This is a genomic window from Sulfitobacter sp. HI0027 (assembly GCF_001634775.1).
GTDB lineage: Bacteria > Pseudomonadota > Alphaproteobacteria > Rhodobacterales > Rhodobacteraceae > Sulfitobacter.
The window spans coordinates 1-23,349 of sequence record NZ_LWER01000152.1 but is presented as its reverse complement, the minus strand read 5'-3'; the positions used below and the strand labels follow the sequence as shown (position 1 = coordinate 23,349).

The following is a 23,349-nucleotide window of genomic DNA, read 5'->3' as shown; positions in this document are numbered from 1 at the left end:
TCGGAAGAAAGGAAAGACCAATGCTGAAGAACGATATGCTCGAACAATGGGACCGTGAAAATTTCTTTCACCCCTCCACCCATCTGGCGCAGCACGCGCGCGGCGAAAGCCCGACCCGTGTGATCAAGACCGCCAAAGGCAGCCATATCACCGACCGCGACGGCAACCAGATGCTCGACGCTTTTGCCGGTCTCTACTGCGTGAACGTTGGCTATGGCCGGACCGAGATCGCCGAGGCGATTGCCGAGCAGGCGCATGAACTGGCCTATTACCACTCCTACGTCGGCCACGGCACCGAGGCGAGCATCACGCTCAGCAAGATGATCCTCGACCGCGCGCCCGAAGGTATGAGCAAGGTCTATTTCGGCCTTGGCGGGTCGGACGCGAATGAGACGAACGTCAAGCTGATCTGGTATTACAACAACATCCTTGGCCGTCCTGAGAAGAAAAAGATCATCTCGCGCTGGCGTGGCTATCACGGGTCGGGTCTGGTGACTGGCTCGCTGACCGGATTGGAGCTGTTTCACAAGAAGTTCGACCTGCCGCTGGCACAGGTGGTGCACACCGACGCGCCCTATTACTACCGCCGCCCCGACGCCAACATGAGCGAAGCAGAGTTCACCGCGCATCTGGTGGGCGAATTGGAAGCGCTGATCGAACGCGAGGGCGCTGACACCATCGCGGCCTTCATCGGTGAGCCGGTTCTGGGCACCGGGGGCATCGTGCCGCCGCCCGAAGGCTATTGGGCTGCCGTGCAGGAAGTGCTGAACAAACACGACATCCTGCTGATCGCGGATGAGGTTGTCACCGGCTTTGGCCGTCTGGGCAGCATGTTCGGCTCGGATCACTACGGCATGAAGCCGGACCTGATCACCATCGCCAAGGGCCTGACCTCGGCCTACGCGCCACTTTCGGGTTCGATCGTGGGTGACAAAATGTGGAAGGTGCTGGAGCAGGGCACCGATGAAAACGGCCCCATCGGCCACGGCTGGACCTATTCGGCCCACCCCATCGGCGCGGCTGCGGGGATCGCGAACCTCAAGCTGATCGACGATCTGAAACTGATCGAGAATGCCTCGGACGTGGGCGGTTATCTCAATGCGCAGATGAAGGCGGCGTTGGGGGATCACCCCAAAGTGGGCGATATTCGCGGCGAAGGGATGCTCTGCGCCGTGGAATTGGTCGAAGACCGCGATGGCCGCACGCAGTTTGATCCGGCGCGCAAAGTGGTGCCGACCATCGTCGGCGATATGCTCAAGGCCGGGGTCATTGCCCGCGCCATGCCCCAAGGCGACATCATCGGCTTTGCGCCGCCCTTCTGCCTGACCCGCGAAGAAGCGGATAAGGTCGTGGGCGCCACCGCCGAGGCGATCAAGGCAAGCTTGGGCTAAGACCCAAGGGGATGAGGATAGAGCGGCCCGGCGGAAACGTCGGGCCGTTTGCGTTGAGGGGAATCACCCTTGGACGCGAAGTGGCGAGTCGTCCGATCACAAATGAAAATGCGGTAAAGATGGCCGTTTTTCGGGTCAAATTCCCTCGATATGGAAACAGTGCCCCGGTTTGTCGCCTATTTACTAAGAATTCGTCAAAATTAGGCCACAGTTCCCAGAGAAATTAGGGCAAAGCAGCGGTCCGTCCAGTTTGGGCCCCAAAGATTTTGATCTGTGGAGAGATGTAATGAAAATTCTGGCGGTGGATGACGACCCGATTATCCTCGAATTGCTCGGGCAATTTGTAGAGATTATCGGTGCGCATGAACTAACGACCGCCCCATCGGCTCTGCATGCGATTGATATGTTAGGCGATCCGAACCTAGGGCCGATTGATTGCTTCATGCTTGATATTCAAATGCCGAGCATGGACGGGATCGAACTGGCGCAGCACATTCGCAACTCGGCGCGCCATGCCGATACGCCAATTTTGATGCTCACCGCGATGTCCGACAAACGCTATATCGACGCGGCCTTTGCCGCCGGGGCCACCGACTATGTGACCAAGCCTTTTGAGATTGCCGAGCTGAAATCCCGCATCGGGCTGGTCGAAGGCATGGTGAAAGAGCGTCAGCAGCGGACCAAAAAGATTTTCGCCGCCAAGACCATCGCCGATCAGGCCACCCATATGGAATTGTTCGAGCCGGTCCCGATCTACGACGTGGAAAATGTGATCGACTACACCGCGATGGAAAACTACGTCGCGCAGTTGTCGCGCAGCGCGCTTTTCGGTTCCACCGCCTTTGCCTTTACCATCCGCGAGGTTGACGCCTTCCACGCGACGATGACCTCTTTCGAGTTCTATAGCCTTGTATCCGATGTGGCCGAGATCCTGTCTGATACGCTTGTCGACCATCAGGTGCTCATGTCCTACGCGGGCAATGGCACTTTCGTGTGCGTTACGGAAAGCGGATGGCGTCCGAATATGGGCGGTTTGATGGATGCGGTTAACTTGGAGTTGTCTCAAACCGAATTGTTCGACAATAATGGCGAACGTGTTTACCCGCGTGTCAGCGCGGGGGAGGCCGTGCGGCTGATCTGGAAGAGCGGCAATTCCGTCATGGATGCGCTGGCGCAGGCTCATGCAAGCGCAGAAGCCGCCAGTGAGGCACATACGAAATCGCTCAATGACTTTTGGCAGAATGATCAACAAGCATGACTAAAATGTTAGCGGAACTTCCCGGCATAGAGCGCATTCGCAAGCGCTTTGTCGAAATGCTGGACGAGCGCCAGACGCTGATCGCAACCCATGGCTTGGCCGCTTGGGACGGGACGACCGTGGATGAGATCAAAGGCAATCTGGCCAGCGTGCAGGCCATTCTGCACCAGATCGCAGGCAGCGCCGGGTCGCTCGGCTTTGAAGAGCTTGGCCGGCTGGCGCGTCAGTGCGAAACCCAAATCGTCGAGCATCTCGCCGGACCTCGCGCTGAACGCGCGGATTGCCCGATCGAGATCATCTCGGAGCTGGATGGTTTCGTCGCGCATTGCAGGCAGCAAATCGACGCCCAAGCCTAAGGGCACGGTGGCCGTGCTTTGCGCCGGCCCCATTCCTACAGACAATTTATCTAATAGCTGCCCAATAGGGCAGGCCAAGTGGTCGCTGGCCTAGTTGGCCTGCATCGCCGCCTTGACCTGATCTGCGAGAGCGATGGGGTCGAAGGGTTTGCTGATCACGTCAGCGGCCCCCAGATCGCGCAGCTCTTCGATTTCGTTATGCTGGGCGCGGGCGGTCATGAAGATCGCCGGAACGTCACGCAGGCTATCCATTTCGCGCATCTTCTCAAGGGTCTGGCGACCGGTCATGCCAGGCATCATCATATCGAGCAGGATCACATCGGGCGTATAGGACTGAACCTGGTTCAGCGCCGCTTCCCCGGTCTCGCATTGGACGACGTCGAAATCGCCGCTTAGCTCAAGCGCCATCAGCGCGATTTCACGAATATCGGCGTCATCCTCGACGTGCAGCAGTTTGATCATTCCATACTCTCTCTAGGAGGCTTCGCGCAGCAACGCAGCCGGTTCCTCTGCCGCTACCTGAGAATTTTTCTTCGGCAGGGTAAAGTAAAATGTCGTACCAAATCCCTCGCGGCTGTCAAAACCTATTTTACCGCCAAGATTCTCGACGATGGCTTTGCAGACGCTGAGGCCCAGCCCGGTGCCGCCATTGTCGGCCCGGTTGGAGTTGGACAGATCGGCAAACCGCTGGAACACCTTGTGCTGCTCAGAGGCCGGGATACCCGGGCCGCGGTCCGCTACAGAGATGCGCAATTCGTTCTCATTCTCTTCGGCGCGAATGGTAACGCGCTCTCCGGGTTTGGAGAATTTGGACGCATTGGATAAGAAGTTCGTCAGCACCTGAATGACCCGGTTCGGATCTGTGGTCACTTTGTTCAGGTCATCCGTGCCTTCCACTTGAATGCGCACGCCGTGGCGCTGTTCAAGCGAGGCGTTCGCGGCGCTGGTCTCATGCAGAAGTTCTGCGATATCAACCTCTTCAAGGTTGAACTCCAGCCGCCCGTTCGCGATCTTTTCCAGATCGAGGATGTCATTGATGATCAGCACAAGCCGGTCGGCATTGCGGTGGGAGATTTCTAGCAACGCCCGCGCTTTGCTCGGCAATTCACCCGCCGCCCGCGACAAAAGCAGCCCCATAGAGCCCTTGATCGAGGTCAGGGGCGAGCGCAGTTCATGGCTGACCATAGAGATGAATTCCGACTTCATCCGCTCTTCGCTGATGATATCCGAAACGTCGTGCAACATGACCAGGAATCGCCCTGCCGCGCCGCCGGTGGGCAGAAGTTTGATGGTGACTTGGAAATGATTGCCAAACAGTTGCGTGTCGAACTGCGTCATCGCCTTGCCCGACTTTTTCAGATCCCGGCAGGCCTCAAGAAGGGCTGGATTGTCGCTTTTCTCTGCCAAGGTTTCGAGCGTTTGCTCGGTATAGGTGTCGGTACACCAGCCGCTTCGGCTCATGGCGACGCGGTTCATATAGCTGAAACGCTCGGTTTCGGCATCGACGATCCAAATGTCATCGCGCAGTTCATACAGCGTTTCCGCTGTGTCGCGTTCGGCCAGAAGCTCTTTGGCGTGGGTCACATCGGTACGGGCTGAGATCGACCCGGACCATGCCCCTTTGTTGTCGAAAAGGGGCATCACGGTGCATTGCGTCTGTATCACCCGACCATCGGCGCAGCGCAGCGGGGTCTCTCCCTGCCATGTCTTGCCGGCCATCAAGGTGACCCGGATTTCTGCCAGAAGTTCGCGAAACTCATCTTGGTAAAGCATCGACACAGGCTGGCCGATCAATTGATCGCGGGTATAGCCCGTCAGTTCGATGAAACGGTCATTAACCTGTTCCAGCATTCCGCCGGTATCGACGATATTCACAATGGCGTGGCTATCAAATGCCCTAAGCCTTTGTTCCATATCGAAACTATCAGTACCCCTCTCAGGGCTCGACTGGAGCGCGTTCGCGGCGAAGGGCGTTAGCCCCGCCAGAATGATCGCGCCGACGACGGGGATAACCTCCCCCATTTGACCCGCGAAAAGCGCGGAGGTTGCGGTGTACCAACTGCCGGAAATGGCAGTGCCCAGAAAAAATGTGGCGGCGGTACGCTTGGTAAATGGCTTTGAAGACACTCGTAATTCCTCGCCCCGAAGCGGACATGCTCGAACTATAGCATGACATGTGCGTTGTAATTTAAACAAAATGCCAGAGCATATTGGCAATAATATGGCGTGTCGCACTTTAGCGTCACTTCGCCGTGGTGCGACAGGTTAAGATGCGCGTGCGGTTGTTCCCGTAATTGAGTTGACCACCGAGCTGATCCCGCTCCGTGATTTGACAAGGTTGATCCCGACGCGGGGATCGGGCTCTCGGTTGTTGTCGGCGGATAGGCTGATGATCTTGGCCTCTGGGTGCAGACGGATGATGTCCTCCAACAAAGAGCGGGCATCGCCGTCAGGCAGGGACCAATCAAGGATCACCACATCAAGCTCTTCTTGGCCGATCAACTTCTGCGCTTGAGCGAGGTTGGTGACATTGGTCACCTCTGCCACGCTGTCCAAACCGGTGCGGATCACCTCTGCAAAGTCGATATCGTCTTCGATATGCAGCACGCGCAGCTTCGTGTCCCGCTCCCCGACTTCCGCGTCGGGGGCGGCGGGCGATTGCACGGTTTCGGCCTCGGCGATGGGGCAGGTGAACCAAAAGACGGTGACGCCTTTCGGGATGCTTTCGAATCCGATGGTACCGCCCTGACGTTTGATGATCTGCCGGGTGATGTTCAGCCCCAGCCCGGTGCCGCCCTTGGCGCGTGTGTCGGACCCATCGGCCTGAGAGAACGCCTGAAAGATGCGCGGGCGGAAGTTTTCCGGCACGCCGGGGCCGGTGTTCTGGATAAAGACAATCGCCCGGTCCCCCAGCCGCTCGGCGCGAATTTGCACCTCACTCTCGGCATCGGAATATTTACAGGCGTTAGAGATAAGATTGGCCAAGACCTGCCGCGTGCGGCTTTCATCCACCCGAACCGTCAGCGGTTTGTCGGGCAGTTGCACGCCCAAGGTGTTGTTGTGGGTGATCGCGAAGGGCGACATTTCGTTGACCGAGTCGCTGATCACCTTGTTCAGATCAACATCGTGGAAATCGAACTGCACCTCGCCCGACGAAATCTTTTCGAGGTCCAGAATATCGTTCACGATATGCGACAGCCGGTCGGCATTGCTGCGCGCGATGTCGATCAGCCGGATATGCGCCGGGAGGAAGCGGCTGTTGTCCGTGGTGTCGATCAGACCCAAGGCCCCTTTGATCGAGGTCAGCGGCGTGCGCAGCTCATGGCTGACCGTCGAGACGAATTCGCTCTTGATCTGCTCAAGCTTCTTTTGGTCGGTGATGTCGTTGATCTGAACGATAAAGACATAGCCGCGCGTGTTCTTGTCAAAAGTCCACGAGACGTTGAACAGGCCCCAGCGTTCATAGCCCAGCTTGTGGGTGATGCGGTATTCGGCCTGATAGTTCTGTGAACTGCGCGAGTCGACGAGCCCGCGAACTTCACTGTAGAGCTTTTGCAAATCGCCTTCGGGCATCAGATCGCCCAGTTTGGTATTCGACAGCAGCTCTTCTTCGCTATAGCCGCAGAGCGTGCAAAGCGCGCTGTTGACGCTGTTGAACACGCCCCCTTCGCCCAGGATCGCCATGCCCACGGGGGCCGCTGCCAGCACCTGCCGAAACCGCCGCTCGCTGGTTTCAAGCGCGTTGCGGGCATGGACGATGTCGGTCACATCGGTCTGGGTGCCGACCATCCGCAAGGCAGTGCCGTTTTCATCGCGTTCGGTCACCACCGCGTCCGAGCGCATCCAGCGCCATTCCCCGGTGCCAATCTTGAGCCGGTATTCGGTGACGGAACGTTGTTGCTGCCCCGAGATGCAGGCCTGATCGGTCTGGTTCAGCAGCGGCAGGTCTTCGGTATGGACACGTTTGAGGAATTCGGCCTGCGGATCGGTCAACCGCTCGAAATCGGCCATCCCCAGAATGCGCCGCCATGTGTCGGACACCTCGGATTTCCCGGTACGCAGGTCGATGTCGAAAACGCCGATCTGCGCGCCTTCGAGGGCGAGGTCATAGAGCGCTTTGTTCTTCGCCAGTTCATCCTGCACCGCAAGTTCCGAGGTCAGATCGCGCACGATTGCCGTCACGCGCCGCTCGCCGGTGTAGGTGGTCCAACTGTTGCGTTGTAGATCAAGCTTCAGGTCTTGGCCAAAGCAGGTCTTGCCTGCCGCGTTGACCTGCTCGTGGTCATGGTCTTCGATCAAGTCGGTGACGAGATTGCGGAAATCCATCCCCTTGAGCGCCTCATGCCCATAGCCAAAGCAGACCAGTGCCGCTTGGTTGGCGAAAAGCACGCGGTCCTCGCCGTCGAGCAAGAAAATAGGCGTCACAGCGTTCTCGATGACGGCGCGGTTTTCCTCGTCATGGGCGTCGATCTGACGTTCGCGCAGCACGGCAAGCTCGCTCAGGGCCGCGCTGCGCTGGCGCAGGCTGCGGAAGGCGACGAAGAAAAGGATCGCCAGCAATATGCCGGAAATCAACAGGATCTCCGGCACGGCACTGTGCGTGGCGCTGTCGAAACTGATCGTGCTGACATGGACCACAGTCCAAGGGCGGCCAAAGCGTTCGATCGTTTGGGTAATGCTGTGATGCCCGCTTTCGACACCTTCGGGCGTGCTGTCGAAAATCCGGTTCTCCGGGGCGGTGGTCAGCCCATCGAATACTTTGATTTCATAGGCCTCCCCCTGAGCCGGGGTCAGCGCGTTCAGCAGGTTTGCACCGACAAAGGGCGCATAGACCCAACCGATAAAGCCTGCCGTATCCTGCGCCGGACGGTTGCCGGCGGCATAGACTGGACGTAGCAACAGAAAACCGGGCTGACGGGATTTGTCCTGCACCAGCAGAATGCGCGGTGTCAGTTGCGGCTCTCTGGTCTCGCGGGCCCGCAGGGCGGCGCGGCGGCGGTCCTCGTTAAAGCTGATATCAAGGCCCACGGCCTCTGCATTCGGCCCTTGGGGGTAGATATATTGGATCACCATCTTCTCGGCGTTGCCGGTGTTGGGGTGGATCCGGAAATCTTCTATCCCGAGGGCGGTTACCTCTTCGATGAAAGCCTCTTCGGTCCCTCGGGCGACCGGGGCGACAAAGCCGATGCCGTTGATGCCGGGCAGGAAGGTGTCGATCTCCAGCGTATCGACGTAATGCGCGAAATCGCTGGCGGTCACTTCGTCAGAGGCGTTCATGAAGGCGGCGATGCCGTTGAGGCTCTGCAAATAGGTGTGCATCCTCGCGTCGAGGCTTTGCAGGCTTTCCTCGGCGATCCGGTCAAAGGCCCGTTCGGTGGCGAGATCATTGCTGCGATTGCTGTAGAGAAACACCCCAAAGGTGATGGCGAGACATCCGAGAAACAGTATAAATTCGGGTCGCCGCACCAATTATAGCCCTTGTCTCTGGCCACCAGAAGGCGGCGAAATTTTAACCCCAAGGCAAAACCTAACGCATAGGGGCAATATATCCAGTTCGGCCATATTCACCTAAGGGTCGAAAAAATCAACAAACGGATGCGCTGCACGGGCAAAGCGCGGGGAATGTGGCTTTGCGGCAAATGCTGCGGCGGGCGGGCGACTTACGGCAGGGATTGTGACCTGTCGCCGGGCGCTCTACCAATGATGCGCCGGGGAGGCGGGCCAGAATATCGGGAGAGATCACCATGAATGACGAGACGCAGCTAGAGGGTCGCTATGACTATATCATCGTCGGCGCGGGCACCGCGGGCTGTGTTTTGGCCAACCGTCTTAGCGCTGATCCAGCCAATAACGTCCTGCTGCTTGAGGCCGGGGGCGATGACAACTACCACTGGGTCAAGGTGCCGGTGGGGTATCTCTATTGCATCGGCAATCCGCGCACCGATTGGATGATGAAAACCGCGCCCGAGCCGGGGTTGAACGGGCGCTCTCTGACCTATCCGCGCGGCAAGGTGCTGGGCGGCTGTAGCTCCATCAACGGCATGATCTACATGCGCGGGCAGGCGGCGGACTATGACCATTGGCGGCAGCTTGGCAACGCCGGGTGGAGCTGGGACGACGTGCTGCCCTATTTCCTCAAGTCCGAGGATCACCACGCGGGCGGCAATGACATGCACAGCGCCGGAGGCGAGTGGAAGGTCAGCAAACAGCGCCTGCGGTGGGACATTTTGGAGGCCGTGCAGGACGGCGCGCGGGAGTTCGGGATCGAACCGCGTGCCGATTTCAACGATGGCGATAACGAAGGCTCGGGCTTTTTCGAGGTGAACCAACATGGCGGTGTGCGCTGGAACACGGCGCGCGGTTTCCTGCGCCCCGCGATGCAGCGGCCCAACCTGCGGGTGATGACACATGCCCATACCAATGGGCTGATCCTAGAGGGCAAGCGCGTGACCGGCGTACGTTTCACCCATAAGGGCCGCGCCCTTCGGGCCGTGGCCGAGGGGGAGGTGCTCTTGGCCGCCGGGGCGATCAACTCGCCGAAAATCTTGGAGCTGTCAGGTATTGGACAGAGCGAGCTTTTGAGCGGCATGGGCATCACCACGCTGCATGAACTGCCCGGCGTGGGGGAGAACCTTCAGGACCATTTGCAGATCCGCACCGTTTATAAGGTGCAAAACGCCAAGACGCTCAACACGATGACCCATTCGCTGTGGGGCAAGGGGCGGATGGGTCTGGAATATCTCATGCGGCGCAGCGGCCCCTTGGCGATGGCGCCCAGCCAGTTCGGCATGTTCACCAAGTCCGATCCGGCGTTGGAGACACCCGATCTGGAATATCACGTGCAGCCCCTGTCGACCGACAAGCTGGGCGATCCGTTGCACCCGTTCCCGGCGATTACCGTTTCGGTCTGCAACCTGCGGCCCGAGAGTATCGGCTCTTGCCATCTGACCAGCCGCGACAGCGCGGTGCAGCCCGACATCCGTCTGAACTATCTTTCCGCCGAGAGCGACAAGCGCGTCGCGGTTGCGGCGATGAAGCAGGCGCGACACATCATGACGGCCAAGGCGCTGCACCCTTATCAGCCCGAGGAAATCTTGCCCGGCCCCGTCGTGCAGAGCGACGAAGACCTGCTCGACAAGGCGCGCGATATTGCCACGACGATCTTTCACCCCGTTGGCACCTGCAAGATGGGCAGCGACCCGATGGCCGTGGTCGATACCGATCTGCGGGTTCATGGGCTGCGCGGGCTGCGGGTGATTGATGCGTCGATCATGCCCAAGATCGTATCGGGCAACACGGCATCGCCGACGGTGATGATCGCCGAAAAGGCCGCTGACGCCATTCTGGCGGGGCGGTAGGGGATGCTGACCACGCGTTTGACCAAACGGCTGGGGATCAGCCATCCGATCATCCAAGCGTCCATGGCTTTTGCGGCTGGCGGGCGGCTGGCGTCTGCGGTCTCAAGCGCGGGGGGCTTGGGCATGATCGGTGGCGCTTACGATTCCGGCGAATGGATTGCTGAGCAGCAGGATCTGGCGGGCAATCAGTCGGTCGGCTGCGGCTTCATCACTTGGAAGCTGCGCGAGCATCCGCAGGCGCTGGAGCAGGTCCTCGCCCGCGATCCGGCAGCGGTCTTTCTGTCTTTTGGCGATCCGGCAGAGTTCGTCCCCGCGATCCAAGCGGCCAAAGTGCCGCTGATCTGTCAGGTGCAAACCCTGCGCGATGCCGCCCATGCGATTGATCTGGGGGCTGAGATCATCGTCGCCCAAGGGGCCGAGGCTGGCGGCCACGGCGAAAAACGCGCGACTTTCACGCTGGTCCCCGAGATTGCCGATCACATCGCCCGCCATGCGCCTGACGTGCTGCTTTGTGCGGCAGGCGGTGTGGGTGACGGGCGCGGGCTGGCGGCGGCGCTGATGTTGGGGGCCGACGGCGTGGTCGTCGGCTCGCGGTTCTGGGCGTCAGAAGAGGCGCTGGTGCATCCCGCGATGCTAAAGGCCGCGATTGAGGCCAGTGGCGATGATACACTGCGCAGCACCGTGACCGACATCATGCGCGGCTATGACTGGCCCAAGCGCTACACGGGCCGCGTGCTGCGCAATGAGTTCACCGACCGCTGGCATGATGACCCTGACGGGCTGCGCGCCGCGCTGGCGCAAGAGTTGCCGCGCTGGCAGGCGGCGGTGGCAGAGGGCGATGCCCGTACCGCCAACGCCTTTGTCGGAGAGGTCGCAGGGTTGATCGGCGCGGTCAAACCCGCGGCCGATATCCTGCGCGATATTGTCCAAGGGGCCGAAGTGGCCTTGGCGCAGACCTTTACCCGGTGACGGGGCTGGGCAAAGCTCGGTCAACCGTGATCTTCGACCTCTTCCCGGCCCGGCACATGTTCGCGGGCGGGGGCGGTCTCCCAATTCTCGATCACTTCCATCGCCTCGTCCGCGCTTTCGACAAAGCGGAACAGGTCGAGGTCTTCGGCAGAGATCGTTCCGGCATCGGCCAGCGCGTCCCAATTGATGATTTTTTCCCAGAACTCGCGCCCAAACAGCAAGAAGGGCACGCGGTTCATGCGGCCGGTCTGGATCAGGGTCAGGGCCTCAAAGAGCTCGTCCATGGTGCCGAAACCACCGGGGAAGACGCAGATCGCGCGGGCACGCATCAGGAAATGCATCTTGCGGATCGCGAAATAGTGGAAGTTAAAGCACAGCTCCGGCGTGACATATTCGTTGGGCGCCTGCTCAAACGGCAGAACGATATTCAGGCCGATGGAATGGCCGCCTGCGTCCAACGCGCCACGGTTGCCCGCCTCCATCACACCCGGCCCACCGCCGGTCACGATGACGTTCTCCACGCCGCCGGTCTCCATCGATTTTTCGGTCATCAGCCGGGCAAAGGTGCGCGTCTCGTCATAAAAACGCGACAGATCGGCCAGCGTCTTGGTGCGGGCGGTGTGTTTCTCGGCTGGTGCAGGAATGCGCGCGCCGCCAAAGAGCACGATGGTTGATTGGATGCCGTGGGCATCGAGCAGCAGTTCGGGCTTGAGCAATTCCAGTTGCAGGCGCACCGGGCGCAGCTCATCGCGGCACATGAAGTCATCGTCGGTAAAGGCCAGACGGTAGGCGGGCGCGCGGGTTTGCGGCGTGTCGGGGGCGTCTTGGGCCTTGGCGCGGTCAACATTGGCGCGGCGCAGGGGGTGGCGGTGTTCCTCGGTCATCCTCGGGTCTTTCCTTGGTCTAGGGCTTGGCTCAGGTGGCGCGATGGCCGCTCAGGTCAACATGCATTGTTGATCGCAGAATGACCACGCCCCTCATCGCCCGGCAATTGCACCCTAGGCGGTGCAAGGCTATAGCCCTCAAAAGGCCTTTTCACATTCGGAGACTTGCCCCATGTCCAACGCCCAACTTGAAACCGCCATCGAAGCCGCTTGGGATACCCGCGACCAGATCACATCCGCCACCACCGGCGAGGTGCGCGACGCCATCGAAGAGACGCTGAATGCGCTCGACAGCGGCCAGCTGCGCGTGGCGGAAAAGCAGGACGACGGTCAGTGGCATGTCAATCAGTGGGCCAAAAAGGCCGTGCTGCTGGGCTTCCGCATCAAGGATATGGAGCATCAAGAAGGCGGCCCGCAGGGCGCAGGCTGGTGGGACAAGGTCGACAGCAAGTTCAAGGGCTGGGGCGATGCCGAGTGGAAAGAGGCCGGCTTCCGCGCCGTACCGAACTGCGTTGTGCGCCGCTCGGCCTATATCGCGCCCGGCGTGGTGCTGATGCCGTCTTTCGTGAACATCGGCGCCTATGTGGACAGCGGCACCATGGTTGATACATGGGCCACCGTCGGCTCCTGCGCGCAGATCGGCAAAAACGTGCACCTTTCGGGCGGCGTCGGCATTGGCGGCGTGTTGGAACCGATGCAGGCAGGCCCGACCATCATCGAAGACAACTGCTTTATCGGTGCGCGGTCGGAAGTCGTCGAAGGCTGCATCGTGCGCGAAGGTTCGGTGCTGGGCATGGGTGTCTTCATCGGCCAGTCGACCAAGATCGTCGACCGCGAAACCGGTGAGATCATGTATGGCGAAGTGCCCGCAGGGTCGGTTGTTGTTGCAGGCACTATGCCCTCGAAAAACAACGTGAACCTTTACTGCGCCGTGATCGTGAAACGGGTGGACGCCAAGACCCGCTCCAAGACCTCGATCAACGAGTTGCTGCGCGACTGAGGGAACCAAATGCACCGTCATAGCGTTGAGACCTGAATTCAAAGGAGATTGACGACATGACGGGTATCGGTTGGTTTGCCGCAATCATCGTGGGTGGCCTTGCAGGCTGGATCGCAGAAAAAATCATGAAATCGGACATGGGTCTGATCATGAACATCATCCTCGGCATCGTTGGTGCCTTGGTCGCGAACTGGCTCTTGATGCTGATCGTTGGCAGCACGCTGGGCGGTTGGTTCGGTCAGTTGGTGGTCGGTATTATCGGTGCCTGCCTGCTGATCTGGGTCACACGGTTGGTCCGCGGCAAGACTTGATTGCCAAGACCTAAGGGCAGGGGCGCGGCCCCTTTCCAAATCTGAGCGAAAAGGTTAGGGCTGCCGAAAGCAATCGGCGGCCCTTATCATGTCTGAACCCAAGAAAACCAAGAAACCTTCGCGTCAGCAGGTCTTTACCCTTTTGGTTCAGATCGGTCGCAAGGATGGCGATGGCCTGCCCGACAAGGCCACCGGGGCCGCGCTGATGTGTTTCGCCTCTGGTATCGACGAGGCCGAAGCCGTGCGAGAGACCGTGGCGATCCTCAAACAGGCCGACACCAACCCGCTGGACGTGACCGGCTATGGCACTCTGGAAGAGCGCGAGGCCGAGGGCCAAGAGATCGACGGCGAAGAGCGTGAGTTGATGCAGCGCGCACTAGAGGAAAACTCGGTCATCGTCGCCCAAATGACCCCGTTTTTCGACTGACCACGGTCCCACACGGGGAATTGCAGTGCGCCCCCTTGGCATCGGCGCGATTTGCCCACACAAGTTACCGGACAAGCGATAACCCCTGAAAAGGAGCCGAAATGTCCGGTCTCGACCCTGTTGATCTCACCGCAAAACTGGTGCGCTGCGCCTCTGTCACCCCCGTCAACGATGGTGCGTTGGAAGTGCTGGAAGAGGTGCTGGGCGCGGCTGGGTTCGACTGTACGCGCGTGGACCGGGGCGGCATTTGCAACCTTTTTGCCCGCTGGGGCAACAAGGGCAACACCAAGTCTTTCGGCTTTAACGGCCATACCGATGTGGTCCCCATCGGGGATGAGGCCGACTGGTCGATGCCCCCTTTCGGAGCCGAGATCAAAGACGGCATCATGTATGGCCGCGGCACCACCGACATGAAATCCGGCGTGGCGGCCTTTGTCGCGGCGGCGGTTGATTTCGTGAAGGACACACCGCCTGATGGCTCCATCGTGCTGGCGATCACCGGGGATGAAGAGGGCGACGCCCTCGACGGGACCACGGCGCTGTTGGATTTTATGGCCGAAAACGGCGAGCGGATGGATGTCTGCCTTGTGGGGGAGCCGACTTGCCCCGAGACCATGGGCGACATGATCAAGATCGGGCGGCGCGGGTCGATGAACGCGCATTTCAAGGTGACGGGCAAACAGGGCCACGCGGCCTATCCGCACCGGGCCAACAACCCGCTGCCCGCGATGATGCGGCTGATGGACCGTTTGGCCAGCTATGAGTTGGATCAGGGCAGCGATCATTTCGATCCGTCGACACTGGCGGTTGTCACGGTCGACACTGGCAACAAAGCCACCAACGTGATCCCGGCGCAGTGTCGTGGCGCGGTGAATATCCGGTTCAATGACCACCATTCAGGCGCAAGCCTCAGCGATTGGCTGCGCGGCGAAGCGGATAAAATCGCAGGGGAATTTGGCCTGCAGGTTGATGTGGAGATCAAGATTTCCGGCGAGAGCTTTATCACCCCGCCGGGCGCTCTGTCCGATCTGGTTGCGGGCGCGGTGGAGGCGGAGACGGGCGTGCAGCCAGAGCTTTCTACCACCGGCGGCACCTCGGACGCGCGTTTTGTCAAAGCGCATTGCCCGGTGGTCGAGTTCGGTCTGGTCGGTCAGTCCATGCACCAAGTCGATGAACATGTGCGGGTCGAACATATCGGACAGCTTAAATCCATCTACACCCGCGTGCTGCGGAATTATTTCACGTGAAACCAACGCTCATCGTTATGGTAAAAGAACCGCATTCCGGTCGGGTGAAAACCCGGCTGGGCCGTGACCTCGGCATGGTGGGCGCGGCATGGTGGTTTCGCCACCAGACGCGCCGCCTGCTGCGCCGCATCGAAGATCCGCGTTGGCAGGTGGTGCTGGCTGTCGCGCCGGATGTCGAAGGGTTGCAAAGCCGGGTTTGGCCCGCGCATTTGCCCCGCTGGCCGCAGGGCAGGGGCAATCTGGGCGGCCGCATGGCACGGATGCTACGCGCCGCACCCGGCCCGGCCTGTGTGATCGGGGCGGATATTCCGGGCATCAACCGCAAGGAACTTGCGCGGGCCTTCGACGCGCTCGGACGACATGACGCGGTCTTTGGCCCCGCGCCCGATGGGGGCTATTGGCTGGTGGGGTTGAAACACCCCCGCCGCGCACCGCCCAGCCTTTTCGACGCTGTGCGCTGGTCCGGCCCTTACGCGCTGGCCGACAGCCGTGCGACCCTGCCGGGCTACCGCATCGCCGAAGTCTCAACCCTGCGCGACGTGGACGAAATTCACGATTTGCCATGACGACAGGGGGGCTGCGTGCTACCTGCTGAGGTATGAGCAAGATACCCAGCAAATCCGAGATCCTCGACTGGATCGAACAGAACCCCACGCTGACCGCCAAGCGCGACATCGCCAAAGCCTTTGGCATCAAAGGTGCGGCGCGGATCGATCTGAAGCGCGTGCTGAAAGAGCTGGAGGCCGAAGGCCATCTGGAGAAGCGCAAGCGCAGCTATCAAGACCCGGATCGCTTGCCGCCGGTCTCGGTGCTGTTGGTCACGGGGCCGGACAAGGATGGCGACCTCTTTGCCAAGCCGATGGAGTGGCACGGTGAAGGGAAAGAGCCCGTCGTGCTGCTGATCCCGCGCGACAGCGACCCCGCCCTTGGCGAAGGCGACCGCATTCTGGCGCGGCTGACGCTGGTGAAAGGCGAAGACCACCACTATGAGGCGCGGCTGATCCGGCGCATTGGCAGCAATCCGAAAAAAGTGTTGGGCATCTTCCGCAAGGCTGCCGAAGGCGGGCGGATCGTGCCGATCGACAAGGGCGCAGACCGTGAATGGCGCGTCGGGGCAGACCATACCCACGGGGCCAAGGACGGCGAATTGGTCGAGGCCGAGCAGGCCGGACCAAAGGGGCGCATGGGCTCCCCCCGTGCGCGAATTGTCGAGCGGTTGGGCGACCCCTCAGAGCCGCGCGCGGTGTCACTTATCGCGATCCATCAGCACGGCATTCCCGATGATTTCCCCGATAAGGTGATCGAACAGGCCGATGCCGCCAAACCGCAGGGCCTCAAGGGCCGCGAAGACCTGCGTGATCTGCCGCTGGTCACCATCGACCCGTCGGATGCGCGTGACCATGATGACGCCTGCTATGCCCATGCGGATGAGGACCCCAAGAACGAGGGCGGTCATGTCGTCTGGGTCGCCATTGCCGATGTGGCCGCCTATGTCACACCCCGTTCGGCGTTGGATATCGAAGCGCGCAAACGGGGCAACTCCACCTATTTCCCCGACCGCGTTGTGCCGATGCTGCCGGATCGCCTGTCGGGCGATCTGTGCTCATTGCACGAAGGTGTCCCGCGCGCCTGTATCGCCGTGCGTATGGTGCTGGATGCCAAGGGCAACAAGATCGGTCATACGTTCCATCGCGGGCTGATGCGCTCGCCCGCATCCTTGCATTACGAAGAGGTGCAGGACGCCATTGACGGCAACCCCAACGACCGCACCGGCCCGCTGTTGGAGCCTGTGCTGAAACCGCTTTATGCCGCCTACGGCGCACTGAAAACTGCGCGGGCCGAGCGGCAACCGCTTGAGTTGGACCTACCGGAGCGCCGGATTGAGTTGGGCGACGACGGCAAGGTGAAATCGGTCAACTTCCGCGAAAGGCTCGACGCGCATAAGCTGATCGAAGAGTTCATGGTGCTGGCTAATGTCGCCGCCGCCGAGACGCTGATCAAGAAGAAGACACCGCTTCTGTTCCGCATTCACGAGGAACCCTCTCCGGAGAAACTGGAATCCCTGCGCGAAACGGCGCATGCGGCTGGCTTTACCCTGGCTAAGGGGCAGGTTTTGCAGACCGCGCATCTTAACCGGCTGTTGGATCAGGCGGCGGGGACGAATGATGCGGAACTGATCAACCTCAGCACCCTGCGGTCGATGACGCAGGCCTATTACGGGCCCGCGCATATCGGGCACTTTGGCCTCGCCCTGCGGTCTTATGCACATTTTACCTCTCCGATCCGGCGCTATGCCGACCTGATTGTGCACCGCGCCCTGATCACGGCGCATGGCTGGGGCAAGGACGGTTTGACCCCGGAAGAGATCGAAGGGCTGGAACAGACCGGCGCGCATATCTCGGACACCGAGCGGCGCTCGATGGTGGCAGAGCGGGACACGACCGACCGCTACCTTGCGGCGTTTCTGTCCGAGCGGGTCGGCAATGAGTTCACTGGCCGCATCAGCGGCATCGCGCGTTTCGGTGCTTTTGTGAAACTGGACGAAACCGGTGCCGATGGGCTGGTACCAATGCGGTCTTTGGGGCGCGAGTATTTCCACCATGATCCAGAGGCGCAGACGCTGATGGGGTCCGATACCGGCATGATCATCGGCATCGGCCAGCGCGTGACCGTGCGCTTGGCCGAGGCGGTCCCGGTGACCGGGGGCATCGCGCTGGAACTGCTTGAGATCGAAGATCAGAAGGTAAAACAAGGCGGGGGCGCTGGTCGGCGCAGCCCGGCGGGGCGCAACCCGCGCGGCAAGGCCGTGAAAGCCAAGCGCAAGAAGGACAAGATCAAGCGCAAAGTGACCCGCACCCGCCGCTGAGACGGCAAACAAGCGGAGCTTCGCGGATGGCCGCGCCCCTCCCTTTCCACCGGGGCGGGGCGAGCATAGGATTTGTCGCAACTCTATGAGGTGAGGCGATTATGATCCGGCACTACGCGATGATTTCAGGCATTCTTGCGACCGCAGGCATGGGGGCTTCGGCCTTTGGGTCGGGCCCTTCTGAATCCACGCGGCCCGCGCCGCGCACGTCGCAGGCCGTGGTTGTTTCCGCCACCCCGGCAGAGCAAACCACCCCTGCAGAGGTTACTGGCGATGACGCCGGGCTGCGCGCTTGGGTGACGGAATTCCGGCCCCGCGCCCTGCAGCAGGGCATCGACCCGGATGTTTTTGACCGCGCGCTGGATACGGTGCTCTATGATACCGAGGTGATCCGCCGCGACCGCAACCAGTCCGAGTTTACCAAAACGATCTGGGATTACCTCGACACCGCGACCTCGGCTCTGCGGGTGCAGAATGGGCAAAAGGCGTTGGCCCAGTGGGAGCGCACGCTGGAAGATATCGAAATCAAATACGGCGTAGAGAAAGAGATCGTCACCGCGATCTGGGGGCTAGAGAGCGCCTATGGCAGTTTCCGAGGCGGCGACAGCGTGCTGAATTCACTGGCCACCCTTGCCTATGACGCGCGCCGGGCGGAGTTTTTCGAGGGCGAATTGCTGGACGCTCTGCGTATTTTGCAGGCGGGCGATACCGATGCCGAGCAGTTGCGTGGCTCTTGGGCGGGCGCGATGGGGCATACGCAGTTCATGCCGTCGTCCTTCCACGCCCATGCCGTCGATTGGGATGGTGACGGGCGGCGAGACATTTGGGGCGACAACCCCAGCGATGCGCTGGCCTCTACCGCGGCATATCTCAAGCATTTCGGCTGGACGACGGGCCAGCCTTGGGGTGTTGAAGTGGCCCTGCCCGAGGGGTTTGACTATCTGCTGGCCGACCGGGAGGTGACCAAGACCCCGGCGGAATGGGCCGACCTTGGCGTGACAGCGTTGAATGGCGACGCGGTGGCGGATCACGGGCCCGCGTCGATCCTGCTGCCCGCAGGTGCGCAGGGCGCGGCCTTTATGATCTTCCCGAATTTCGCGGTGATCGAGCGCTATAACACGGCGGATGCCTATGTCATCGGCGTCGGTCATCTGGCCGACCGGATCGGTGGCGCGGGGGAGATAAAGCAAGAGTGGCCCCGCGAAGACCGCGCGCTGAGTTTTGATGAGCGGATCGAATTGCAAACCCTGCTGACAAAGGCGGGTTTCGACACGCAAAAGATCGACGCCAAGATCGGCCCGCTGACCGTCAATGCCGTGCGCAGCTATCAGCAGTCCGAGGGGATCGCGCCGGATGGCTATGCTTCGCCCCGGCTGCTGGCCCGACTGCGAAACGAATAAAGGGCCACCCCCAAACGGGGGCAGCCCGGGTCATTTAGGACGCAGCTTTCAGCACGTCCTTGTCTTTTAGGTCGGCATAGGTCGCATCCAGTGCCTTGGTCGCCCGTTCGGCGAAGATCTTGATCTCTTCGGGCGTGATGACCAGAGGCGGAGAGATGATCATCCGGTCGCCGACATGGCGCATTACCAGATTATTGGCGAAGCAATGCTCCCGGCAGGTGTAGCCAGCGACGCCCCCGTCCGCGAATTGCGCACGGCTTTCCTTATCCGGCGTCAGCGGCAGAGACGCCATCAGGCCAGAGACGTTAACCCCGCCAACCAGCGGATGCTCTCCCAGCTTATCCAGCGCCTCTTTCAGCGCGGGGGCGGCGACGTCTCGCACATGGTCGACGATGTTCTCTTCTTGCATGATGCGCAGGTTTTCCAGCGCCACGGCGGCGCAGACCGGGTGACCGGAATAGGTGTAGCCGTGGTTAAATTCGCAGGCGTTGATGACCTCGGCCACTTCGTCACAGACAATCGACCCGCCAATCGGCGCGTAGCCCGAGCTGAGGCCCTTGGCGATGGTCATGATATGCGGCTTGATCCCCATGGTTTGCGAGCCGAACCAGTTCCCTGTCCGGCCAAAGCCACAGATCACCTCGTCGGCGATCAACAGAATGTCGTGTTTGTCGCAAATGCGCTGAATCTCGGGCCAGTAAGTGCTGGGCGGAATGACAACCCCGCCGGCGCCCTGCACGGGTTCGGCAATGAAGGCGGCAACCTTGTCGGCACCCAGTTCGACGATCTTCGCGTCAAGCTCCTGCGCCCGTTTCAGGCCGAAGTCCTCGGGCGATATATCACCGCCCTCGGCATACCAATCGGGCTGACCGATGTGATGGATTCCGGGGATCGGCAGGCCGCCTTGCTCATGCATATAGGTCATGCCGCCCAGACTGGCCGACCCGACCGAAGAGCCGTGATAAGCATTCTTGCGGCTGATGATATGGCTCTTCTCTGGCTTGCCCTTTTGCGCCCAATAGGTGCGGACCATGCGCAGGTTGGTATCGTTCGCCTCTGATCCGGACCCGGCGAAAAAGACGTGGTTCAAATCACCGGGGGCGAGGTCGGCCAGTTCCTTGGCCAGCGCGATGGCGGGCACATGGGTCGTTTGGAAGAAGGTGTTGTAATAGGGCAGTTCGTTCATCTGCCGCGCGGCGACCTTGCCCATCTCTTCGCGGCCATAGCCAAGGTTCACACACCACAGCCCCGCCATCGCATCGAGGATTTCATTCCCCTCGCTGTCGGTCAGATAGATGCCCTTGGCCCGTGTGATGATGCGCGCGCCCTTGTCGCCCAAATCATCATTGGTGGTGAAAGGATGCATATGATGCGCCGCATCAAGCGCCTGAAGGTCCGCGGTGGGGAGGTGATTCGTAATGGGTGGCATGTCTGTGCACCTTCTATCTGCGTGAAAAATAAGCTTCGCTGAAGAATATGATCAAATTATAGCATGTCAATCGAATCAACGCGGAATGGGCAGCCCATCAAGGGCGGCGCGGATTTGGGTCATTCCTTGTGCAACATCGCCTGCCATGACCTCACCCGCCAATGCGGCATCCCCGGCGGCAAAGGCCGCAAGAAGTTCTGCGTGTTTATCGGGCAGATTGCTGGTGCCATAGCGCCCGCAAACCACGCGAAGCGAGGGGCCGAAACGCAGCCACAACCGGTCCACCGTGGCGGCCATGATGGGCGCTTCTGCAAGGTCGTAGATCATCCTGTGAAAGCTGTAGTTCTGCATCAGATAGCCACCGACATCGCCCCGATCAATGGCAAGGTTCAGCGCGTTGTCGCAATCATGCAGAGCGTTCAAGCGCCCGTCTGTCATGCGGTTTGCAGCGCGTTTGGTCAGTTCCGGCTCTAGCGTTTCACGCATGAATCCCAGCTCTTCCAGCCCGGCGTGGGTCAGCTCTGGCACGGTGACACGGCGGTTGCCCAAATGGGTTAGCGCCCCTTCGGAGATCAGGCGTCGGATGGCCTCGCGCACGGGCGTCATGCCTGCATCAAGCGCGGCGGTCAGACCTTGGATCGTAACCCCCTGTCCGGGGGCCAAATCGCCAAAGAGAATCATCTTGCGCAGACGCTCGTAAACATGCTGATGGATTGGTGTCTTGACCGCCGCATCGGCGGCGGGAAGCAATCTCGGATCGGTCTTTTCTGAACCCATGGGAGCGGTCTTTCCGTCTTGTTTCGCCGTGTGTTGCAGCATTTCATTCTGCATGAAAGCATAAACCATCTTGCCCGAGGAGGCAAAACTTGATCAAATTGACGAAAGGTGGGGATCAACCCGACCTGTCTAACGGGAGTATGAAATGAAACATGTGCTACTAAGCAGCGTCGCCGTCGCCACCTTGATGGCAGGTGCCGCCACTGCCGAAACGGTCCGCGTCTACAACTGGTCGGACTATATCGACGAATCCCTGCTGGATAAATTCGAAGAAGAGACCGGCATCGAACTGGTCTATGACGTGTTCGACAGCAACGAAGTGCTAGAGACCAAAATGCTGGCCGGTGGGTCGGGCTATGACGTGGTTGTCCCCTCGGGCACCTTCCTGCAGCGCCAGATCACTGCCGGTGCATTCCAGCCGCTGGACGCCTCCAAGCTGCCCAACCTTGAAAATATGTGGGATGTGGTTTCCTCGCGGACCGAACAATATGATCCCGACAACGCGCATTCGATCAACTACATGTGGGGCACCACAGGCATCGGCGTGAACCTCGGCAAGGTCAAAGAGGCTCTGGGCGAAGACGCCCCGGTCGATTCTTGGGATCTGGTTTTCGACCCTGCCAATATGGAGAAACTGGCCGATTGCGGCGTCCATTTCCTCGATGCCCCGGCCGAGATGATCCCGGCGGCGCTGAACTACATCGGCGAAGACCCCAACAGCCATGACCCCGATGTAATCGCAAAGGCGGAGGAGGTCTTCATGCCGGTCCGCCCCTACATCCAAAAATTCCACTCCTCGGAATATATCAATGCTTTGGCCAACGGTGATGTCTGCGTCGCAGTCGGCTGGTCCGGCGATATTCTGCAGGCCCGCGACCGCGCGGCCGAAGCCGACAACGGCGTTGAGATCGCCTACAACGCCCCCTCCGAAGGGGCGCAGATGTGGTTCGACCAGATGGCCATCCCGGTCGACGCGCCAAACCCCGAGGGCGCGCATAAGTTTCTGAACTTCATCATGGACGCCGAGAATATGGCGGCAGCGTCGAACTACGTGTACTACGCGAACGGCAACAAGGCCTCGCAAGAGCATTTGGTCGAGGATGTGATCGGCGACCCGGCGATCTACCCTTCCGAAGCGGCGCTGAACAACCTGTTCACCACCACACCCTACCCGCCGAAAGTGCAGCGCGTGGTGACCCGGCTCTGGACCAAGATCAAGTCTGGTACCTGATTTGAGACAGGGGGTGCGGCCAGTCTGGTCGCGCCCCTTTTTCTTGCCCCGCGACCCGATCAAAGCCCGAGCAATGCCCGATCAAAGGATGTCTCAACCGTGAGCCCAACCGTCTTCGCCCCCTGGAACGACCCCGACGAAAAACCGCTCATTCGCTTTAAGAATGTGACCAAGAAATTCGGTGAATTCGTCGCCATCGACAACCTGTCTTTGGACATTTACGCACAGGAATTCTTTGCTCTGCTGGGCCCGTCGGGCTGCGGTAAGACGACGATGATGCGGATGCTGGCGGGGTTTGAAAACCCAACCTCCGGGCAGATCGAACTGGCCGGGCAAGACATCGGCCCGGTGCCGCCGAACAAACGGGCGGTGAACATGATGTTCCAGTCCTATGCGCTGTTCCCGCACCTCAGCATCTGGGACAACATCGCCTTTGGTCTGCGCC

The 23,349-nt window shown here is 60.5% G+C and carries 20 protein-coding genes; 14 read left to right on the top strand and 6 right to left on the bottom strand.

The features are described 5' to 3' along the window. Positions 1 to 20 precede the first annotated feature (20 nt). The 3 genes from A3722_RS09640 to A3722_RS09630 all read left to right on the top strand — a co-directional run bounded on the left by A3722_RS09640 (position 21) and on the right by A3722_RS09630 (position 3,005). Positions 21 to 1,391: an aspartate aminotransferase family protein gene (locus tag A3722_RS09640; protein WP_067626748.1), complete on the top strand. Its 1,371-nt coding sequence runs from the start codon at positions 21 to 23 to the stop codon at positions 1,389 to 1,391. 286 nt (positions 1,392 to 1,677) lie between these two features. Then, complete coding sequence (locus A3722_RS09635; RefSeq protein ID WP_067622354.1) at positions 1,678 to 2,649, top strand: response regulator; 972 nt, start codon at positions 1,678 to 1,680, stop codon at positions 2,647 to 2,649. After that, on the top strand, positions 2,646 to 3,005 hold the full coding sequence (locus tag A3722_RS09630) for an Hpt domain-containing protein (protein WP_067622351.1): 360 nt from the start codon (positions 2,646 to 2,648) through the stop codon (positions 3,003 to 3,005). The genes A3722_RS09635 and A3722_RS09630 overlap by 4 nt, the downstream gene beginning before the upstream one ends. Positions 3,006 to 3,095: 90 nt before the next feature. Here the strand turns inward: A3722_RS09630 and A3722_RS09625 are convergent, their stop codons facing one another. The 3 genes from A3722_RS09625 to A3722_RS09615 form a co-directional block, all read right to left on the bottom strand. Continuing rightward, on the bottom strand, positions 3,096 to 3,467 hold the full coding sequence (locus tag A3722_RS09625) for a response regulator (RefSeq protein ID WP_067622348.1): 372 nt from the start codon (positions 3,465 to 3,467) through the stop codon (positions 3,096 to 3,098). Between the two features lie 12 nt (positions 3,468 to 3,479). After that, positions 3,480 to 5,132, bottom strand: coding sequence for a PAS domain-containing sensor histidine kinase (locus tag A3722_RS09620; RefSeq protein WP_067622346.1), 1,653 nt, complete (start codon positions 5,130 to 5,132; stop codon positions 3,480 to 3,482). Between the two features lie 138 nt (positions 5,133 to 5,270). Further along, positions 5,271 to 8,471, bottom strand: a complete 3,201-nt coding sequence (locus A3722_RS09615) for a CHASE domain-containing protein (protein ID WP_236627382.1) — start codon at positions 8,469 to 8,471, stop codon at positions 5,271 to 5,273. Positions 8,472 to 8,749: 278 nt separating this feature from the next. On the opposite strand from A3722_RS09615, the gene A3722_RS09610 reads away from it, so the two are divergent. Beyond that, positions 8,750 to 10,363, top strand: a complete 1,614-nt coding sequence (locus tag A3722_RS09610; RefSeq protein WP_067622340.1) for a GMC family oxidoreductase — start codon at positions 8,750 to 8,752, stop codon at positions 10,361 to 10,363. 3 nt (positions 10,364 to 10,366) lie between these two features. Further along, positions 10,367 to 11,332, top strand: coding sequence for an NAD(P)H-dependent flavin oxidoreductase (locus tag A3722_RS09605; RefSeq protein ID WP_067622337.1), 966 nt, complete (start codon positions 10,367 to 10,369; stop codon positions 11,330 to 11,332). A gap of 20 nt (positions 11,333 to 11,352) precedes the next feature. On the opposite strand, the gene A3722_RS09600 is transcribed toward A3722_RS09605, so the two are convergent. Further along, positions 11,353 to 12,216 carry an LOG family protein gene (locus tag A3722_RS09600; protein WP_067622333.1) on the bottom strand — a complete coding sequence of 288 codons (864 nt, stop codon included), beginning with the start codon at positions 12,214 to 12,216 and terminating at the stop codon, positions 11,353 to 11,355. A 172-nt stretch (positions 12,217 to 12,388) separates the two neighbouring features. On the opposite strand from A3722_RS09600, the gene dapD reads away from it, so the two are divergent. The 7 genes from dapD (at position 12,389) to A3722_RS09565 (ending at position 19,467) form a co-directional block, all read left to right on the top strand. Beyond that, a complete protein-coding gene (gene dapD / locus A3722_RS09595) occupies positions 12,389 to 13,216 on the top strand; it encodes a 2,3,4,5-tetrahydropyridine-2,6-dicarboxylate N-succinyltransferase (RefSeq protein WP_067622330.1) in 828 nt (275 codons plus the stop codon). 56 nt (positions 13,217 to 13,272) lie between these two features. After that, positions 13,273 to 13,527 (top strand): GlsB/YeaQ/YmgE family stress response membrane protein, encoded by a 255-nt coding sequence (locus A3722_RS09590; RefSeq protein ID WP_067622328.1) that lies wholly within the window; start codon positions 13,273 to 13,275, stop codon positions 13,525 to 13,527. An 88-nt stretch (positions 13,528 to 13,615) separates the two neighbouring features. After that, positions 13,616 to 13,954, top strand: a complete 339-nt coding sequence (locus tag A3722_RS09585) for a hypothetical protein (protein ID WP_067622327.1) — start codon at positions 13,616 to 13,618, stop codon at positions 13,952 to 13,954. A 101-nt stretch (positions 13,955 to 14,055) separates the two neighbouring features. Beyond that, positions 14,056 to 15,201: a succinyl-diaminopimelate desuccinylase gene (gene dapE / locus A3722_RS09580; protein WP_067622326.1), complete on the top strand. Its 1,146-nt coding sequence runs from the start codon at positions 14,056 to 14,058 to the stop codon at positions 15,199 to 15,201. Beyond that, the gene (locus A3722_RS09575; protein WP_150119958.1) at positions 15,198 to 15,767 is read left to right on the top strand and encodes a TIGR04282 family arsenosugar biosynthesis glycosyltransferase; all 570 of its coding nucleotides are present in this window, start codon (positions 15,198 to 15,200) and stop codon (positions 15,765 to 15,767) included. Before dapE ends, A3722_RS09575 begins: the two co-directional genes overlap by 4 nt. 32 nt (positions 15,768 to 15,799) lie before the next feature. Continuing rightward, positions 15,800 to 18,067 carry a ribonuclease R gene (rnr, locus tag A3722_RS09570; RefSeq protein WP_067622319.1) on the top strand — a complete coding sequence of 756 codons (2,268 nt, stop codon included), beginning with the start codon at positions 15,800 to 15,802 and terminating at the stop codon, positions 18,065 to 18,067. A gap of 101 nt (positions 18,068 to 18,168) precedes the next feature. Further along, positions 18,169 to 19,467: a lytic murein transglycosylase gene (locus tag A3722_RS09565; protein ID WP_067622315.1), complete on the top strand. Its 1,299-nt coding sequence runs from the start codon at positions 18,169 to 18,171 to the stop codon at positions 19,465 to 19,467. A gap of 34 nt (positions 19,468 to 19,501) precedes the next feature. On the opposite strand, the gene A3722_RS09560 is transcribed toward A3722_RS09565, so the two are convergent. Both A3722_RS09560 and A3722_RS09555 read right to left on the bottom strand, forming a co-directional pair. After that, positions 19,502 to 20,896 (bottom strand): aspartate aminotransferase family protein, encoded by a 1,395-nt coding sequence (locus tag A3722_RS09560; RefSeq protein ID WP_067622312.1) that lies wholly within the window; start codon positions 20,894 to 20,896, stop codon positions 19,502 to 19,504. A gap of 75 nt (positions 20,897 to 20,971) precedes the next feature. Beyond that, a complete protein-coding gene (locus A3722_RS09555; RefSeq protein ID WP_082849432.1) occupies positions 20,972 to 21,673 on the bottom strand; it encodes a GntR family transcriptional regulator in 702 nt (233 codons plus the stop codon). 145 nt (positions 21,674 to 21,818) lie between these two features. On the opposite strand from A3722_RS09555, the gene A3722_RS09550 reads away from it, so the two are divergent. Next, the gene (locus A3722_RS09550) at positions 21,819 to 22,904 is read left to right on the top strand and encodes a polyamine ABC transporter substrate-binding protein (RefSeq protein WP_067622306.1); all 1,086 of its coding nucleotides are present in this window, start codon (positions 21,819 to 21,821) and stop codon (positions 22,902 to 22,904) included. 99 nt (positions 22,905 to 23,003) lie between these two features. Further along, positions 23,004 to 23,349, top strand: a 346-nt coding sequence (locus A3722_RS09545; protein ID WP_150120464.1) for an ABC transporter ATP-binding protein, incomplete at its 3' end; no start/stop codon positions are given.